This window comes from Synechococcus sp. 'PEA 65AY6A-5F PE A', assembly GCF_047462575.1.
In the GTDB taxonomy this organism is placed as follows: Bacteria; Cyanobacteriota; Cyanobacteriia; order Thermostichales; family Thermostichaceae; genus Thermostichus.
Window position 1 is genome coordinate 11,849 of the sequence record NZ_JAOALE010000018.1, and the last position, 17,892, is coordinate 29,740.

The 17,892-nt window shown below is 59.5% G+C and carries 16 protein-coding genes; 11 read left to right on the top strand and 5 right to left on the bottom strand.

The genetic code is table 11. The features are described 5' to 3' along the window. Positions 1-248 precede the first annotated feature (248 nt). From GG26_RS07620 to GG26_RS07630, 3 genes are all read right to left on the bottom strand, one after another. On the bottom strand, positions 249-419 hold the full coding sequence (locus GG26_RS07620) for a hypothetical protein (protein WP_011430123.1): 171 nt from the start codon (positions 417-419) through the stop codon (positions 249-251). 115 nt (positions 420-534) lie between these two features. After that, the gene (gene pgl / locus GG26_RS07625) at positions 535-1,266 is read right to left on the bottom strand and encodes a 6-phosphogluconolactonase (RefSeq protein WP_414389752.1); all 732 of its coding nucleotides are present in this window, start codon (positions 1,264-1,266) and stop codon (positions 535-537) included. Positions 1,267-1,340: 74 nt separating this feature from the next. Next, entirely contained in the window at positions 1,341-2,348 is a 1,008-nt protein-coding gene (locus GG26_RS07630) for a phosphoribulokinase (RefSeq protein WP_011430121.1), read from the bottom strand. 317 nt (positions 2,349-2,665) lie between these two features. Between GG26_RS07630 and GG26_RS07635 the strand changes: the two genes are divergently transcribed. The 9 genes from GG26_RS07635 to GG26_RS07675 all read left to right on the top strand — a co-directional run bounded on the left by GG26_RS07635 (position 2,666) and on the right by GG26_RS07675 (position 13,849). Further along, complete coding sequence (locus GG26_RS07635; RefSeq protein WP_414389755.1) at positions 2,666-3,556, top strand: ferredoxin--NADP(+) reductase; 891 nt, start codon at positions 2,666-2,668, stop codon at positions 3,554-3,556. A 128-nt stretch (positions 3,557-3,684) separates the two neighbouring features. Beyond that, positions 3,685-6,306 carry a leucine--tRNA ligase gene (leuS, locus tag GG26_RS07640; RefSeq protein ID WP_414389758.1) on the top strand — a complete coding sequence of 874 codons (2,622 nt, stop codon included), beginning with the start codon at positions 3,685-3,687 and terminating at the stop codon, positions 6,304-6,306. A gap of 101 nt (positions 6,307-6,407) precedes the next feature. Next, positions 6,408-6,974 (top strand): formylmethanofuran dehydrogenase subunit E family protein, encoded by a 567-nt coding sequence (locus GG26_RS07645; protein ID WP_414389761.1) that lies wholly within the window; start codon positions 6,408-6,410, stop codon positions 6,972-6,974. Between the two features lie 165 nt (positions 6,975-7,139). Beyond that, positions 7,140-9,086 carry a TonB-dependent receptor plug domain-containing protein gene (locus GG26_RS07650; RefSeq protein WP_414389764.1) on the top strand — a complete coding sequence of 649 codons (1,947 nt, stop codon included), beginning with the start codon at positions 7,140-7,142 and terminating at the stop codon, positions 9,084-9,086. Positions 9,087-9,155: 69 nt separating this feature from the next. Further along, a complete protein-coding gene (locus tag GG26_RS07655) occupies positions 9,156-9,542 on the top strand; it encodes a DUF1636 domain-containing protein (protein ID WP_414389766.1) in 387 nt (128 codons plus the stop codon). Between the two features lie 9 nt (positions 9,543-9,551). Continuing rightward, entirely contained in the window at positions 9,552-10,421 is an 870-nt protein-coding gene (locus GG26_RS07660; protein ID WP_414389769.1) for a (2Fe-2S) ferredoxin domain-containing protein, read from the top strand. A 3-nt stretch (positions 10,422-10,424) separates the two neighbouring features. Next, complete coding sequence (locus tag GG26_RS07665) at positions 10,425-11,066, top strand: hypothetical protein (RefSeq protein ID WP_099812176.1); 642 nt, start codon at positions 10,425-10,427, stop codon at positions 11,064-11,066. Between the two features lie 338 nt (positions 11,067-11,404). Then, positions 11,405-12,424: a hypothetical protein gene (locus GG26_RS07670; RefSeq protein ID WP_414389771.1), complete on the top strand. Its 1,020-nt coding sequence runs from the start codon at positions 11,405-11,407 to the stop codon at positions 12,422-12,424. 180 nt (positions 12,425-12,604) lie between these two features. Continuing rightward, positions 12,605-13,849 carry an AI-2E family transporter gene (locus tag GG26_RS07675; RefSeq protein ID WP_414389773.1) on the top strand — a complete coding sequence of 415 codons (1,245 nt, stop codon included), beginning with the start codon at positions 12,605-12,607 and terminating at the stop codon, positions 13,847-13,849. 44 nt (positions 13,850-13,893) lie between these two features. On the opposite strand, the gene pth is transcribed toward GG26_RS07675, so the two are convergent. After that, positions 13,894-14,571, bottom strand: a complete 678-nt coding sequence (pth, locus tag GG26_RS07680) for an aminoacyl-tRNA hydrolase (RefSeq protein WP_414389775.1) — start codon at positions 14,569-14,571, stop codon at positions 13,894-13,896. Between the two features lie 152 nt (positions 14,572-14,723). Between pth and GG26_RS07685 the strand changes: the two genes are divergently transcribed. Together GG26_RS07685 and GG26_RS07690 are read left to right on the top strand one after the other, a co-directional pair. Continuing rightward, positions 14,724-15,950, top strand: a complete 1,227-nt coding sequence (locus tag GG26_RS07685; protein ID WP_414389778.1) for an HD domain-containing phosphohydrolase — start codon at positions 14,724-14,726, stop codon at positions 15,948-15,950. A gap of 265 nt (positions 15,951-16,215) precedes the next feature. Then, positions 16,216-17,337: a methyl-accepting chemotaxis protein gene (locus tag GG26_RS07690; protein WP_099812180.1), complete on the top strand. Its 1,122-nt coding sequence runs from the start codon at positions 16,216-16,218 to the stop codon at positions 17,335-17,337. On the opposite strand, the gene GG26_RS07695 is transcribed toward GG26_RS07690, so the two are convergent. Beyond that, positions 17,334-17,744 carry a DUF4359 domain-containing protein gene (locus tag GG26_RS07695; protein WP_240527379.1) on the bottom strand — a complete coding sequence of 137 codons (411 nt, stop codon included), beginning with the start codon at positions 17,742-17,744 and terminating at the stop codon, positions 17,334-17,336. The two genes, GG26_RS07690 and GG26_RS07695, sit on opposite strands and share 4 nt — an antisense overlap. Positions 17,745-17,892 lie beyond the last annotated feature (148 nt).

A 17,892-nucleotide genomic window follows, 5' to 3' on the forward strand; every position in this document is an offset into this window, starting at 1 on the left:
CGCGGAGCGCTTTAGGGTGAGAGACGAGAGTATGTCACTCGGTGAAGGCGTCACCCTACCTTCGAGGAGCGGCGGTTGGCAAGGGCGTCGTCCGAGCTGGGGAGGCAGCCAAAGCATCTGAGGGAGCCTGCCGGAAAGCTCTCCTGCTGGAACTCCTGTAGCCGTCCGCTGCTCAAGCGACCAGACTGCCACAGGAGGCTGGGCTAGGCTCTGGCCTGAGGATTTGGCGAAGCGGCGCGGCTTTCCTCTCACTCGAGCTGGACTTGCCCCTTCAGCAAAGCCAAGATCAGCCGATCAATTGCCTCCAGATCCAATTCGTCGTAAAGCCGCTCCTGGAGGAAATGGCAGATTTGGGATTCTTGGCGGCGGCTGAGGTAGGTGCTCTGGAGAACCGATTCGACAATGAGTCGAATGGACATGGGGCAGCGCTCCAAACTCAACTACCCCCATCAAATTCGAAGGGAAGGGATGCAGCGGTGATCCAGGTCAAATCGCCATCTTCAGCCAGCGCTTTTTCGGCAGCAATTGGCCGGACTAGCCGAGCAAGGCCACCGCGGGCAGGGGCAGTTCAGCCGCTGCCGCCGCATCCAGCAGCCATAGCAGCCGTCCTTGGGGGTTGAGGCGCTGGCAGGGCAGGTGGGCCTCCGTTGTCAGCGCCTCCTTGACGATCGCGGCTTTGCTGGCCCCCGTTACCAAAACCACCACCTGAGCCGCCCTGTTCAAGACAGGGTAGGTCAGAGTCAGGCGCGGCTCCTCCCCTTTTTGGCCCACCGTCACCCAGCGGTGTTGCACCTCCAGGGCGGCTGTACCGGGAAATAAGGAGGCCGTGTGGCCGTCTTCTCCCACTCCCAGCCAGATCAGATCAAAGGCAGGGCATTCGGTGCCGAAAATCTGCTGCAGGGTCGCCTCGTACTCCGCCGCATCCCGTAAGGGATCTCCTGAGTGGGTGGGCATGGGAAAGACTTGGGAGGTGGGAACCCCGACCGTATCCAGCAGGATCCGCCGTACCATGCCGTAATTGCTCTCGGGGTGATCCGGGGGAACGTAGCGCTCGTCCCCCCAGAACAGCCAGGTTTGCTGCCAAGGGATCCCCGGCGCCTGGGTTAAAGCAGCATACAACTTCCGTGGCGTGTTTCCCCCTGCCAAGGCCACCGTAAAGCGGCCCCGTTGACGGATGGCCGCCGCGGCCTGCTCTTGCCAGATCTCGACCGCCCGCCGGAAAAAGGCTGTTCCCTCCGGCCAGATTTCCAACTGGAACCCTTGCATGGATCGCCACCTATCGCCGCTTGCCCAACTGCCCGAGCCAGGTCAAGGGATCCCCTTCACGCAGAGGCCAAACCTTAGGAAGCAACCGCCAGCTCTTTGGCTTCCGCCTGAATCTTCTCGTAGAGGGCCCGCAGCTTCAGGCCCACGATTACCTGGATGAGTCCAGAGCCATTGCGGGATCCAGGATATTCCGGGTGCTTGCGCAGCAGCTCCGTCAGCTCGCCGTAGTAACGGGTCGACAGGTTGCTCAGGTGGTTCTCGATGTAGATAACCTCTTCCAGCTTGTCGAAGGTGCCGTCAATTTCCAACACCGAAACCGGCTGGTCGAAGTAGGTGGAAGGGCCGTAGTGCAGGCGAATGCCTGGGTAGGAGCAGGTCAGCTTTTTGCCACAAGGGATCCAGTCGATGGTGGAGCCTTCGTCGAAGAGGTAAACATGGTCGAAATACCTCACCCCCTCCCGCTGGATCATGCGCACCCGCAGCACCTTGTGCTCCGGATCCAGCTCCGGCAGCAGCTTGGTGGGCAGCACCTCGATGACTACATCGGCATAGCGCTTCTGCACATCGACGTAGGCCTCGAAATCGGGGCGGCGGGCCTCAATGGAGCGCAACACATCTTCATAGGTGTGGCCCCGCTCGGCCATGTCCCGCTTCACCTTCCAGGCAATCTTGATCTCCGGCGCCAGATCCAGATAGACCTTGAAGTCCAGCAGCTCCCGCACCCGCTCGTCGTACATGGGGTGAAGGCCCTCCAAGACGATGATGGGGCTGGGATCCACCCGCTCCGGCGGGTCAATGAGCCCTGTCTCGTGGTTGTAGATGGGCTTCATCACGCTCTGGCCATTTTTGAGCGCCTTGGCCTGCTCGTACATGAGGTCGAAGTTGTTGGCGCGGGGATCCAGCGCCGTAATGCCCTTCTCTTTGCGCTGGTAGCGATCCAAGGAGTGGTAGTCGTCCAGACAAATGGTGGTAATGAGATCCCGGCCAAACAAGTCCCCCAACCGCCGCAAGAACGTGGACTTGCCACAGCCAGAATCTCCGGCAACACCGATCATTACAATACGTTCAGGACTGCTTGCCATGGGAACTCCTTGGGGATGGGCAGGGCAAAACTGAGAGGAAGCCTCTAAAAAAGTTACTGTTCTTTATGGTCTTGCATATTACCACAAGACGCTCCCCCACAACCGAGCTTGAGGCCAGAGAGGCGGGCGGCGTCAAGGAACAATTTAACAAAAACTGCCTGTTTCCCGGCGACGACTGAGGAGAAGAGAAGTTTTCCGGGCGGGCTTTCTCAGGATCGGCCTGGGGTGTTCCCCTCCGGCAAGTTCCCTTCGGGCGGGCGGGCTGCTAAGGTGTTTGCTAGAGAGTTTTCTCCCATTGCCAGGAGCAGATCGCCGTTATGGTTGCCAGCGCCCAAAAGCGAGAAGTTGTTGTCAATCTGTACCGTCCCAACGCGCCCCTGATCGGCCAGTGTGTAGAGACCTACTCCCTTGTGGGGGAAGGGGCACCCGGCCTGACCAAGCACATTGTGCTCAGCCTGCCGGATCCCAACTACCGCTACCTGGAGGGCCAAAGCGTTGGCATTATTCCTCCTGGCGTAGATGACAAGGGCAAGCCCCACAAGCCCCGCCTCTACTCCATTGCCTCTACCCGCTATGGCGACGATGGCGAGGGGCGCACCGTTTCTCTGAGTGTGAAACGGGCCGAATACGTGGATAAGGAGACAGGCCAGTCGGGGGTAGGGGTCTGCTCCGGCTTCCTCACCGATCTCAAACCCGGCGACGAGGTGATGATCACCGGGCCCTCGGGGAAAACTTTTTTGCTGCCGGAAGATGAGAACGCCAACCTGATTTTGATTGCCACCGGCACCGGCATCGCCCCTTTTCGCGCCTTCATCAAGCACCTGTTTGAAGAGGATCCCAACTATCAGGGCAAGATCTGGCTGTTTTTTGGGGTGCCCACCACGTCCACCTTGCTCTACCACGGGGATCTAGAGGCCTGGAAAGCCCAGTATGGGGATCGCTTCCGCGTCGATTACGCCATCAGCCGCGAACAGCAAACCCCCGACGGCAAAAAGATGTACGTGCAAAACCGCATGGCCGAGTACGGCCCCGAGCTGTGGGAGATGCTGCAGCAGCCCAACACCTACACTTACATCTGCGGCCTCAAGGGAATGGAGGACGGCATCAACAGCGTCATGGCCCCCCTTGCCGAGCAAGCCGGTCAAGACTGGAGCAAGTTCCAGAAGGAGCTGAAGAAGGCCAACAGGTGGCACGAGGAAACCTACTGAGGGGATCCCTTTGGGTTAACTGGTTTCCGGTGGATCCCGTCGGCGCCGGGGATCCGCAAAACATGCCAAAATGCTGGTATCTTAGCCCACCTGAAGCCGAGAGCTGTTCTCCCCAGGAGCCCTAGACTGTGGACGCGCGCTACAATCCTCCGGCCATCGAAAGCAAGTGGCAGGCCCACTGGCGTGAACTCGGGTTGGATCGCACGCCGGAGCTGACGGCGGAAAGCCGCAAGTTTTATGCCCTGTCGATGTTCCCCTACCCCAGTGGCAGCCTGCACATGGGGCATGTGCGCAATTACACTATCACGGATGTGATTGCCCGCCACAAGCGGATGCAGGGGTACGCGGTGCTGCACCCCATGGGGTGGGATGCCTTTGGCTTGCCGGCAGAGAACGCCGCCATCGATCGGGGGATCCCGCCGGCCAAGTGGACATACGAGAACATTGCCCAGATGCGGGATCAACTGCAGCGGCTGGGGCTTTCCTACGACTGGGAGCGGGAGATTACCACCTGCGCCCCCGACTACTACAAGTGGACGCAGTGGCTCTTCCTGCAGTTTTTCAAAGCGGGCCTGGCCTACCAGAAGGAGGCGCCGGTGAACTGGGATCCGGTGGACCAGACCGTCTTGGCCAACGAGCAGGTAGATGCGGAAGGGCGCTCCTGGAGATCGGGAGCTCTGGTGGAAAAGCGCCTCCTCAAGCAGTGGTTTCTCAAGATCACGGCCTATGCCGACCAACTGCTGGCTGACCTGGAGAAGCTCTCCGGCTGGCCGGAGCGGGTGCTCACCATGCAGGAGAACTGGATTGGCCAGTCGGTGGGGGCTAGGGTTGTCTTCAAAACCGAAACAGGGGAGGAGCTGCCGGTGTTCACCACCCGGCCTGACACCCTCTGGGGAGCCACCTTCATGGTGCTGGCGCCGGAGCATCCCTTGGTGGAGAAGCTCACCACCCCTGAGCAAGAGGTTGCCGTCAAGGCCTACCGGGCCGAGGCCGCTGCCCGCAGCGAGATCGAGCGCAGCGCCGAAGACCGCGAAAAAACGGGCGTCTGGACGGGATCCTACGCCATCAACCCCGTCAATCAAGAGCGGATCCCCATCTGGATTGCCGACTATGTGCTCATGGGCTACGGCACAGGAGCCATCATGGCCGTGCCGGCCCACGACCAGCGGGACTTTGAGTTTGCCCGCCAGTTCGGCCTGCCCATCAAGCTGGTGGTGCAGCCGCCCCAAGGGGGGGTGACGAGTGCTGAAGATCTGCAGGCGGCCTGGACGGGGGAGGGGGTGTTGATCAACTCCGGCCCCCTGGACGGGATCCCGGTGGGCAAAGGCCCGGGGCAAAGTGTAGAAAGGGCCATCGCCTGGCTAGAAGAGCAGGGGCTGGGAGAACGGCAGGTCAACTACCGCCTGCGGGATTGGCTCATCTCGCGACAGCGCTACTGGGGCTGCCCCATTCCCATCATCCACTGCTCCCACTGCGGCATTGTGCCGGTGCCGGAGGAGGATCTGCCGGTGCTGTTGCCCGAGGATGTGGAGCTGACGGGGCGAGGGGGATCCCCCTTGGCCCAGTTGGAGGACTGGGTAAAGGTGAAGTGCCCCGCCTGTGGTGCCGACGCCCGCCGCGAGACGGACACGATGGACACCTTTATCTGCTCCTCGTGGTATTTCCTGCGCTTTAGCGATCCCCGCAACGACCGCGAGATCTTCCGCAAGGATCTGGTCAACGCCTGGCTGCCGGTAGATCAGTACGTGGGCGGCATCGAGCACGCCATCTTGCACCTGCTTTACTCCCGTTTTTTCACCAAAGTGCTGCGGGATCTGGGGTTGTTGAATTTCGATGAGCCCTTCTCCCGCCTGCTAACCCAGGGGATGGTGCAGGCGCGCACCTACTACAACCCCAACAAGTCCGGCAAGGATCGCTGGATCCCTACTGCATTGGTCAAGGATCCCAACGACCCGCGGGATCCGGAAACCGGCGAGCCCCTGCAGGTTATCTACGCAACTATGTCCAAGTCCAAGGGCAACGGCGTGGATCCGGAAGAGGTGCTGGCCAACTACGGGGCAGACACAGCCCGCATGTTCATCCTCTTCAAGGCGCCGCCGGAAAAGGACTTGGAGTGGGACGATGCCGATGTGGAAGGGCAGTTTCGCTTTCTCAACCGCGTCTGGCGGCAGGTGTACGAGTTTGTTGTTCGCGGTAGCGGGACGGAGTCCTTGCAGGGCAAAGCCGCCGAGCTGCTGCAGGCCAAGGTTGAAGCAGGATCCCTGACCAAAGCGGAAAGGGATCTGCGCCGCGCCGTGCACACGGCCATCAAAGAAGTCAGCGAGGACTTGGAGGAGTACCAGTTCAACACTGCCATTGCTGGGCTGATGAAGCTGAGCAACGCCCTGGCTGAAGCCGAGATCCCGGACTCGCCAGTCTATGCGGAAGGGATCCGCACCTTGGTCTTGCTCCTAGCCCCCTTTGCCCCCCACATGGCTGAGGAGCTGTGGCAGGCCCTGGGCGGCACCGACTCAGTGCATCGCCAGGCTTGGCCTACCTATGACCCGGCGGCCCTAGTGGCCGATACGGTAACGATTGTGGTGCAGGTCAACGGCAAGCTGCGCGGCTCCTTTGAAGCCCCTGCCGATGTCACGCCCCAGGAGCAGGAGCGGCTGGCTCTGCAATCGGAGGCGGCGCAAAGGTATCTCCAGGGGGCGACGCCGAAGAAGGTCGTCGTGGTGCCGAAGAAGCTGGTCAACGTGGTTGTCTAGCTCTCCGTTTGCTCAGGCAACCTCCCCCCCTGCATAGGCAAGACCCAGGAACAGGGCCTAGGATACTGAACCGATGTCTGTTCCTTGCCCTTGGATCACCTATGCGCAAGCGATGGGTTCTCAAGCTGCAGCAGCTTCCTCTGCTGTGGGTGGCCATTCAGCTAGCGGTCGGGATCCCTGCCCTGGCCCACCCCAGCAGCAGCTCTGCCAATCCTCCGGCTGCCCTTGAGGCTGCCACCCAGCGAGTTACCGAAATCCACGGGGGTGCTGGCCCCTGGGCGGTGGTGGGTTATCGCATGGGGATGCGGGCTCTCAAGGAGCTGGGCTTGGCAAGTCCCCTCCCCCCCACCTCCCCAAGTCGCTTTGTGGTGGAAGTCATTCACGAGTCGCCGCTCCAGATTCCCTTTGCCTGCATCGTGGATGGGTTGCACGCCGCCACTGGAGCCAGCTTGGGCAAGCTGAACTTAAAGCTGGTGGAGGTGGACTCCCTGGACAAAATGCGCAGTGTTGTCATCCATCGAGAAACTGGCAAGCGGGTGGAGTTTCAAGTTTTGCCTGAGTTCATTGCTAAGTACCGAGAGCTGCCCCCAGAACGGCTTATGGCAGCGGGGCAAGAAGTTCTTCAAATGGCCGACGAGGCTCTTTTCCGTCTCACGATTAGACCCTAGCGCCATCTCCCCCAGCAGGATGGGAACTCCAGGGCGGGAGAGATATGATGCCTAGCACGGCTTTCAAATCCGGCGCTGTGCCGCAACTGTGATGGCAGGATGCCCGCCTGCGGCTTCAGCTCAGGGCTTAGAGCCCTTCCGGGTCGCATGGAACAAAGAGCTGACATGAAAAAGACAGTTCTAGGCCTCAGCCTTGGGCTGGGAGGCTGGGTTTTGGGGATCCCAGCCTGGGCGCAAGCGGTTTTGGATACCGGCCTCAGCGCCGAGATTTTGAATCAAACCGTCACCACCCCGTTTCGCCGTCCCGACCTCTTGCGAGAGTCTTCCCGCCCCGTCTATGTCATCACCCGCCAGCAGATGCGCGAGCAAGGGGCAAGAACCGTGCAGGAAGCCCTGCGCTATCTGCCCGGCATCCTCAGCGATGGCACAGCCGGCACCCAGTTGGGAGCCCTCAGCTCTCAGTTCCTGCGAGGGGCGCGAACGGCCCAGGTGCTGGTGCTGTTGGATGGCCGACCCCTCAACGATCTGGGTTTTTTTGGAGGGTTTGACCTCTCCCAAATCACCACCGATGTCGTCGAGCGAATTGAAGTCTCCCCCGGCGGTGGCTCTACCCTGTACGGCTCAGACGCTGTTGGCGGCGTCATCAACATCGTCACGGTGGAGCCCCAGCCAGCAACGGAGACAGTGGTGGAAGTGGCGGTCGGCAGCTATGGCCTTAATGAGCAAGGGATCCAAAGCCGCGGCCAAGGGCAGGAGCTGGGCTGGGTGCTCAGCTATCGTCGCCTGCAGAGCAACAACGACTTTCCCTTTACCATCCGGCGGCTGGGCAAGTCGGGCAGGCGGGAAAACTCGGCGGTGGAGTACCACAACTTGCAGGCCAAGCTCACCTGGCAATTGGCCGAAGACCAAGTCCTAACGGCCAACGCCCTCTACCTCAACAAAACCTTCCGCGTGCCCGGCAGCGTAGACTTTCCCTCCCTCGATGCCGAGCAAACCACCAACGACCTGCTGCTGGATCTCAGGTGGCTGTGGACTCAGGAGACAGGATCCCTGCAAGCTCGACTCTTTTTGGACGATCTCAACTACCGCTTCAGTGCCCCGCAAAGCCAGGGCTCCCGCGACCTCATCCTGCGCGATAGCTGGGGATCCCAGCTCCAGTATGCTTGGCAAGCCGGCGAAAACCTAGAAGGAGTCCTGGGGGCAGATTATCGCTCCATCTCAGCTCGCAATACAACTTTTTCGTTTGCCGGGGGTTCTACCAATATCAATTACGACGATACGGTTAACCAGGGAGCCCTGTTTGCCCGCCTGGATTACAGCCCAGATCCCCGTTTCCGCCTCGACTTAGGCATCCGCCAGGACTTCAGCAGTTTGGCCAGCGGCTCGGCTACCTCGCCTGCTCTGGGGATCCGCTGGGCTTTGGCGGAAGGCACCACCTTGAGGGCCAGCTATGCCGGCAGCTTTCGCACTCCCTTGATCTCGGAATTGTTCTTCCGGCTGCGCGGCTTTTTTGAAGTGGATGGCAACCCCAATCTCCGCCCAGAGCGAGGGGAAAGCTTTGACATTGGTTTAGATCAAGCCTTGGGAGATTTTGGCCTGCTGCGCTTGACTTTTGCCCACAACCGCATCCGCGATGGCATCACCTTTGTCAGCCTTGGGCCGCGCCGAGGAACCTATGAAAATATTGGGCTGGTTGAATATACCGGCCTGGAGGCAGCTTTGGATGTGCGGCTGGGGGAAAACTGGACGCTTTTTGCCAACTACACCCTCAATGATCCCATCATTCGCGCCGCCCTTGACCCAGCTACAGTTGGCAAGCAGCTAGCCTTTGTGGGAGCCGATAGCCTGAACTTAGGCCTGACCTACCGTCACGAGCAAGGCTGGTACAGCTCAATTTTAGTCCATCACATTGGGAGCTTTTTTACCAACAACACCAACACGGAATCCCTACCAGGCTACACCACCGTAGCTTGGCGAGGAGGGATCCCGTTGACTGAGGACCTAAGCCTAGAGATGGGGATCGACAACCTGCTGGATGAGCAGTATGAAGTCTTCCCCGGCTATCCCGGCGTTGGTCGCACGTTGAGGGTGAACTTGCGGGGGCAACTTTAGCAACATCTCAGGTTGTTTTTGAATTCTGGCTAACCATTTGTGGGGTGCTTCTAGTTTGGAAGCAACTGTATGACGATCTCAACCAGAATCTCGACTCAAGCTGAGGCCAAACATTACCTTTGGGTTTGTACCACCTGCGGATCTCGCTGGGTCAACGGCCAAAAAGAAGGGACTAGCAAAGGAGAAATGCTTCTAGCCGCCTTGCAATCGCAGGTGCTCAACCCTCAATTGCAGCTTAAGCCGGTTGCCTGTATGAGCGGCTGCAGCCATGCTTGCGTGATTGCCCTGACAGCCCCTGGAAAGATGACCTACGTGTTTGGAGATCTCGATCCCCAAGACGTGGAGCCAATCTTGCAGACAGCGGAGCTGTATTTGACAAAGCCCGATGGCGTCCTGCCCTGGGCAGAGCGCCCTCTTAAAAAGGGGGTGATTGCCCGCATTCCACCAGTCCAATAGGAGCAACCTATGGCCGCTTTCAGCCCCTGGATCACGCCTCTAAACCAGAGTTGGCAGGAGGTTTCCCCCACTGGCTGGATAACCCTCTACGAAGGGATCCCGGCTCACATCGACTGTCTTGGGCCGCTCCTCTATGAGCTCTTCCAGGAGCACTGGGCTGAGATCCAAGTGGGCTGTGTGGTGGAGGGAGGAGTGCTGGAGGCGGCCTTCAAGGATCCCCCTGCTCTCTGTGTGCTCTACGACGGCTATTTGACCGTGGCCACCGAAACTTGGCATTTGCATCTGTGTCTAGAAGAGCACCGGGGCGGCCCCTATGGCCGAACCCCCCTAGAACTGCGCCGCAAAAGATTGGTCAGCCGCGCCGCCCTCTATCGCCGCCTCAATCCGCAGCGCCAGCCTCGCCAATGGGGAATTCAATTTTGGAACGGGGCAGAGGAATCTCTGCTGCAGATCTTTTTGCCCAGTCCCTTTTTGGGGCCAGGAGAAGACTACCTGCCCGAAGGCAAAGCCAACTACCAAAAGCTCTCCCTCTATGAACGACTGCGAGCCATTTATGTCGAGGGAAAAGAGCGGATCCCTTACGAGGATAACCCTCTCAAGCGGCCCTACTTGGCGGTTTGCCGCTCCAGCCGCTGTTATCCTTCCCGCAACTATCAACCGGTTGTGGAAGCCCTGCAATCTGCCCTGCAGGAAGCGAATTTAGATATTCGGGTCATTACTTCCGGATGTCTAGAAGTCTGTCAGGAAGGCCCTGTGGTTTTCTACTCTGGCGACCGCACTTGGTACAAGCGGGTTACACCTCCAGTAGCGCGGCAAATTGTCCAGGAGCATCTGCTAAAGAACTGCCCCTTGAAGGCTCACCTTTTTCCCGGAGATTAGCCTATGGTCAGTCTGCAATCCCTTGTGCAGTCCATCCCCAAACCTCGCCCCTGGATCCCGGTTGCCATTTGGCTACGAGCTGCCCAAGACTTGGCCTGTGGCCGATTTTGGCCCAGTCTATTTACCACCATTGGCTGCCTCAGCAACATTGCCTATACCTGTACGCTGCCTTTTGTAACCATTGGCATCATCGCGGGCACTACGTTAACTCGCCAAAGGGCAATGGTTAGCGCCTCGATGATTTGGCTAGCCAACCAAATCTTTGGCTATGTCTGGCACAACTATCCCCGCACGCCTGACTCTTTTGCCTGGGGGGTGGTCTTGGGGATCGGCACGGTGGGAGTAGCCCTGCTAGCCAGCTACCGCCCTCTCTTCTTCCAGCCCCACCCTCTCCGAGCCGGACGATGGCTGTGGAATTATCTTTGGATCCCAGCCATGCTCATCCTAGGTTTTCTTGCTTTTGAAGGGCTGGTCTTGGCGGCCGGCCTAGTTTTGGGAGGGACAGAGGGTTTAACCCTACCTATTCTCGGCAAGATCTGGGTGGATAACTGGCTGTGGACGAGCTTTTGGCTTGGGATTCATACTCTTTTGGTGTGGGACAGGGCACGTCACTTAGGTTTTAAACAAGCGGGCTTGGATCTCTAAGAATTCGAGATTGACAATTTCAATTGAGGTCAAGAGAGTACATTCACGCTCAGCTTGCTGTCCACTTGGATTTGTTCAATTCAATGGCGCGATGGGAGCTGGGGGCAGCCCTATTGGTCTCAAGCTCTCGAAGGGCGCCGCCCTATGGCTGTCGGAGCGGGCTGCCGACGAGGGCCGGGCGAAGAACCGCCTCTTGGTGGAGCTGGCTAGCGACAAAATCCCCTAACACCTTCAGGCTTTGGAGCACGACTGTGTAGCCAAGAAATCTGGACACCGCTGCGATGGCGAACTAGCTTAGAGGCAACTCTTTTTTCAAGCTATTTCGTGGGGTGGGATCCATGCTGAGGCCCAGTCTTTTGTTGTCCGGATCGGCGCTTTTGGGTTTGCTGTCTTGGCTGTGTTTGAGCGGCGAATGCGGCTGGTTGGCTTCCCTGCGCAAGGGACGGGGCGCTGTCCCTGAAGTTGCCTCGGCGCCAGCGCAGAGTGTTCAAGTGACGGCATTTGCCGATGAACCCGATCCTGAGCTCCTGCTCAGGCAACAAGCCCAACTGCAAGCCCAAGTACGGCAGCTTGAGCAGCGCTCTCAGGCGCATCAGTTGCTGGCGCAGCGGGGGATCCCTCTTTCCACCCAGGCTGGCGAGCGTTTTCACTTGGATCGCGTCTATCTGGCGCGGCTAGCTCAGTTTCTGGAACAAGAGCCGGGGAACGCGCAGCTCTATCTGCAGCGGGCTCAATACTTCTGGGATCGGTTGCAGAGCGATCCCCTGGCCTTGCCCGAGCCGGAGCAGGCGGCTGTCGTTGATCACCTGATGCGCAGAGCGCTACAGGATCTGGACATTGCCATTGCTTTGGATCCCTATTTGCCTGAAGCTTACTTGCTCAAGGCCAGAATACAACACGAGTATTTTGGGGAGCTGCAGCAGGCTTTGGCAACTTTGTCCCCTCTGGATCGCATTGCCTATCGCAACCCCCAACTCCACTTGTTGCGCTCTCGCATCTGGGCCGAACAGGGACATCTGGAATCGGCGTTTGATGTGTCGCACCTGGCCATCGAGCTGGCCAAGCAAAACCAAAGCTCTGCCGATCTTTTCGATGCTTATGTCCATCGCGGCCTGATGTGGGCCAGCATTTGCGACTTCAACTTGGCCGTTCAGGATTTCAGCCGAGCTATCGAGGTGCAGCCGCAGCAAGCCGAGGGCTACTACCACCGCGGCATGGCACGCGCCTATCAGGGAGAGGATAGGGCCGGTGCCGCTGCCGATCTGGGCCGTGCTTTGACGCTGTGGCAGGCTGCAGGCAGAGGATCCCCAGAGCTGCTGGAATATGTAGAAGCAGTACGGATGGAACTGTTGCGGTAACTCCACTGCTAGCTGGTTTTCTGCTGCGGATCTTTGTCTGGGCTATTGAGTAGAGAGGTTGCGGGTTTGGCGTCTTTGGGCAAGGGGCGTTTGGCAAGTTCGGCTAAGCCAGGCCAGGATGGTAGAGCCGTCTGTTACCCCGGGGGACTGAAACGCCCCCCTTGAAGAGAGCCCAGCCAGATGATGAGCCGAAGACAGCTGACCCTCTCCGTCTCCTCCATAGCCCTGGTAGTGGCCACAGGGATGCTGCTGCTGTTGCTGTGGCAACTGCGCAACCTGGTGGTAACTGTGATGATCGCGGTGGTGGTGGCGGCGGCGCTGGCTCCCCTGGTGGATCTGGCGGAGCGGATGCGGATCCCCCGTTGGCTGGGGGTGGTGGTGATTTATCTGAGTTTCATTGCCGGGATTGCCGGCTTGGCTCTGCTCATGGGTCCGACGGTGGTGACCCAGACCCAGCGGCTGCTGGCAAGGTTGCCCTCTTACCTGGAGCGGCTCCAACTGTTAGCAGACACCTGGATTGCCGATCTGGCAGGGGTGGATCCGGCGGCGCTGGACTACTTGAACCAGTTGCTGGATCCGCAGTCGCTGATGAACTGGGCAGTTCGCTCAGGACAACAGTTGCTGGTGCAGTCCTTCGATTTCACCCGCGGTCTGCTGGGCGGCCTGTTGACCGTAGTGCTGACCCTCTTCATTTCCGGTTATATGCTGGTGAGCGGCTCTGACCTGGTGCAGGGCCTGGTGGAGCTGTTCCCCTACCCCTGGAATGAGCGGTTGGCCCAGCAGGTGCAGCCGATGGCGCAACGTATGGGGGGCTACATCCAGGGGCGGGTCTTGGTCTCGGCCATTTTGGGGGTGATGATTGCCGTCTCGCTCCGCTTTTTGGGCCTGTCGGAGTTTGCGCTGGCGCTGGGGGTAATCGCCGGGTTTACCAATCTGATTCCCTTTATCGGCCCAGTCTTGGGATCCCTGCCGGCTTTGGTGGTGGCCATCGTCCAAGGGGGCTGGACTTTTTTGTGGGTGCTGATCCTGTACGTTGCCGTGCAAAACCTGGAAACCTATGTGTTGGATCCCTTGTTGGTGGGATCCTCGGTGCGGGTGAAGCCCTTGTATCAATTGCTGGCGGTGCTGGGGGGCACTCAGTTGTTGGGCATTGTTGGGGCGGTGATCGCGCCCCCCTGGGTAGCCGGTATGGCGGTGCTGCTGGAGAACCTTTATCTCAAGCCCAAGCAGGAGGCAGAGCTGCGCGCCAAGCTGTGCGCTCAGGCCGCCGAAGCCTCCGGTTCTCTGGCTTGGCGAGGGATCGGTAGCAACCTGGAGGGATCCTTGCCCTCTCCTGCCACTGGGGAAGCCGACTCCCTGACGCGGCCAGGCGGTTCTGAGGAATTGCCGCGGGTGGAAGATCGCGTGGCCGGACGCAGTCCTTGATGAGGCGACTTTGCTTAGTCAGACAGCGGGGCGGGATCCCGGCATCAGCTTTCTCCGGGCGCAGTCTTGGCTGGGTTGAGAGGAGCTGGCTGATCTTGCCGATCTGGCCCAGAGAAATCCAAAGGGTTGAAGCGGTTCATGGCCGTCTTCAATCCTTCTTGCAAGCAACACTCCACCGCTGCCACTGCCGCCCTTAGAACCCGGTCCAGCACTGCCTGCTCAGCGGGTTCAAAGCTCCCCAAAACATGCCCAACCCTGTCTTGGTGGCCTTTGGGCTTGCCCACGCCCAGGCGCAAGCGGGGGAAGGCTTCGCTGCCCAAGTGCTCAATGACAGACTTCATGCCGTTATGTCCGCCGGCGGAGCCAGATCCCCGCAGCCGCAGGCGACCCAGGGGCAAGTCCATATCGTCGTACACCACCAGAACCGAGGCAGGATCCAACTTGTACCAATCCAACACCGCCCGCACCGCCTCGCCAGAGCGATTCATGTAGGTCTCCGGCTTGAGCAGGCGCCGCTTGCCCCCCAGGGCAAAACCTTCTCCGTAGCTACCTTGGAACCGCTTTTCCAAAGCCAACGGGATCCGCCAGCGCTCCGCTAGCCGGTCCACCACCATAAAGCCGCAGTTGTGGCGGGTGTTGGCATACTGCGGGCCAGGATTGCCTAGGCCAACGATGAGCTGGAGGGCAACCTCATCTGGCTGCTGGGTCTTGACCTGGGTCACAGCGTCTCTCGCTTCCACAGGTAAAGTAGGGTAGCAGAGTTACTTTGGATTGGCGACCCCCAGCCTCCCAACTTGGAGCAGGGGCAGGATCCCTGCTAGCGCTCCAATCCCGCTTCCTTGGGAACACTCGTAACCCACTGGAGGATCAGGTTATGTCCCATGGGCCTTCCGCCTTCGATCTCTCTCTTGCTCTTGGCGAAGCCAAATTCGAGGCTGCTGCTGCCTTGCGCCTGAGTCAGCGGCTGATCCAAGTGGGGATCGCCCTTTCTTCGGAAACGGATTTAAGGCGCCTGCTGGAACTGATTGTTGCCCAAGCCCGCGAGCTGACGGGTTGCGATGGCGCCAGCCTGTTCATCCGCGAAGGGGAGGAGTTGCGCTTTTTTGTAGTCAAGCGCAACGAGGAACTGCAGGATCTGCGCCTGCCCCTTACTCCTTCTAGCATTGTGGGCTATGTGGTGCTCACCGGGGAGAGCTTGAATCTGCCGGACGTTTATCAACTGCCCCCCGACCTGCCCTACGCTTTTAACCCCCAGGTGGATCGGCAGACCGGATATCGCACCCGCTCCCTGCTCACTGTGCCGCTGCGGGATCCCTCAGGAAACATCCTCGGTGCCCTGCAACTGTTGAACCGCCTCAGGCCGGATCGCCCTGCTGACCTGGCGCCCGACCAGGTGGCTGACTGGAGCCAGCCGTTTTCTGAGCTGGAAGTCCAAGTGGCCGAAGCCCTGGCTTCCCAGGCGGCGGTTGCCTATCAAAATGTGCGCTTGCGGGAAGAGCTGAAAGCCGCTCACCTGGAAACGATTTTCTGTCTAGCCCAGGCTGCCGAATACCGGGATCAAGACAACGCCTTTCACCTCAAGCGGATGAGCCATTATTCCCGCATTCTCGCCAAAGAGTTGGGCCTCTCCAGCCATGAACAGGAGCTGATTTTCTACGCCAGCCCCCTGCACGATGTGGGCAAAATCGGGATCCCGGATGCCATCTTGCGGAAGCCAGGCCCCCTCACCCCCGAAGAGCGCCTGATTATGAACCGCCACCCCGAGATTGGCTACGAGATCCTCAGTAAATCGGACTCGGAGCTGATGAAAAAAAGCGCCATCATTGCCCTCACCCACCACGAGAAGTTCGACGGCAGCGGCTACCCGCGCGGCCTTAAGGGAGAAGAGATCCCGCTGGAAGGGCGGATTGTGGCCTTGGCCGACGTGTTCGACGCTTTAGCTAGCCGCCGCCCCTACAAAGAAGCTTGGGATCTGTCAGATATCTTTCGCTTCGTGGAAAGCCAAAGCGGTAGCCACTTCGATCCCCACGTAGTGGCCGCTTTTACCCGTGGCCGCGGCGAAATTCTAGAGATCTACCACCGCTACCAAGAGCCTCGCTGAGCTCAGAGCCGGCCAAATCGCGGATTTGGAGTATCCCCTCTTGCCGGGATCCCCACTCGGCAACGGGAAAAACCCGCCTTTGTCTTTTTTTTCAACCGATCCCCAGCCTGCGACCGTAGCCAGGGAACGAGATCCCAAGGCAAACTAAATGCAGTCGGCAGTAGTCTCCTGGCAAGCCGACCAGATCCACTTTTGTGTGTTTCCCAATACATAGCACATCTACTGGCTACCTGTCTCGACCCAAGCTGCGCCGAGGATCCCTGTGATGGCTACCCTGACCAATCCGCCCACTCCCACCCTCTCGATCCACACCAAGCTGCGCGATCTGGCCCTGGTGGACTTTCAGGTGAGCGAGTCCACCCCTTGCGAGAACGTGGTGCGCCGCCTAGAGGATGACAGCAGCCTTTCGGGGGTGATCGTGTTGGATGAGCGGTCACAAGTGCAGGGGATGCTGACCCGGCGCGCCATTTTGGAGTGGATGCTGAGCAAGCCCTACGGCCTAGACGTGTTTTTGAAGCGGCCCATCAGCTCGATGGTGGAGTTCCATGGCCGGGGTTTTCTCCTTCTGTCCGGCGACTGCGATGTGTTGCAAGCGGCCAGCCAGGCCTTCCAGCGGCCCCAAGAAACCATCTACGACCCGGTGGTGGTGCAAATTGGCCCGCAAGACTACCGCCTTTTGGATGTGCCGGTGCTGTTGGTGGCCCAGTCCCAGGTATACTTGGCCACGCAGCAGAGGCTGCGGGAACAGCAGGAGGAGATGAAACGGCTCTTGGCCGAGCTGGAGCAGGAAAAAAACCGCAGCCTTCAGTATGCCCGCGATCTGGAGCGGCAAAAAGCCGAGATCCTCAGCCAAAACCTGGCTTTGGATCGGGAGCGGCGCCAAGCCCAGCAGCGCTCGGAAGAGCTGGCCCGCCTCAACGCCCGCATCATCGAGATCAGCTCGGTGCTCTCGGAAAAGGGCAAATCCACCTTTGCCGCCACCTTTGCCGGGGTAGAGGCGGTGCGCCGCCTATTTCAGGACATTGCCGACAGCAACCGGGAGCTCTCCCGCGAGCTCAAAGAAATCAACACCATCGTTGACTTGATCGTAGAGGTGGCAGGCTATATTCGCCTGCTCTCCTTTAATGCGGCTGTGGAGGCCAACCGCAGGGGTGGGGGCGGCGGTTTTGGTGCCATTGCCCAGGAGATCCGCAAATTGGCGGGGCGCACCACCGAAGCCAGCAACCGCATCCGCGGCTTGGCAGAGCGCATCCAACGCCAAAGCCAATCCACCCTGCAATCGGCTCAGGCCAGCGCCGAGATGGTGCAATCCCTTTACCAGCAGGCGCAGTCGGCCCAGGCAGCCCTGGAGGAATTGCAAGCGCTGTTGGAGCAGGCCCAGGTTTAGCCCTTTTGGGGAGTGGTTTTGCCCTCGCGGATCTCATAGGTATAGAATTGCCCTGCCACGGCCAAGGTTTCAAAGTGGTAGGTGGGCAGGGAGATCCCCAGCGGGCCAAAGTTAAGCAACGACAAATCGGTGCTGTAGAGGCTGAAGAGGATGAAGTTTTGCCGGCGGGTCTGGCGCAGAAACAGCTCCACCAGCTCTGGTTGCAGCTGTTGCACAAGGGCGTGACATTCCTCAATGAGGGTGGGCAAAAAAGCTGGGATCTGGGCGCAGTATTCCCGTGTAGCATAGGCAGCCAATTGGTCTCCTGCGTAGGCTCCGTACTCTTCCGGGGTGGGATTGGTGATGGCCAAAGCAGCCACCCCCCCAGCCAGAACCAGTCCGGAAAGCAAGGAAAAGACCCTCAGCATAGCGGCCTCCGAAACAAGATTTTCCATTCTGCTACGGGCTTGAGGTGCTCCGACAGGGATCCTTCGGCAAAAGCCATCGCCCAAGGCCGCTCTGTCGCGTCCTAGAGCCGGCGCGGGATCACCCAATTGGCCAGGAATGCGGTTCACA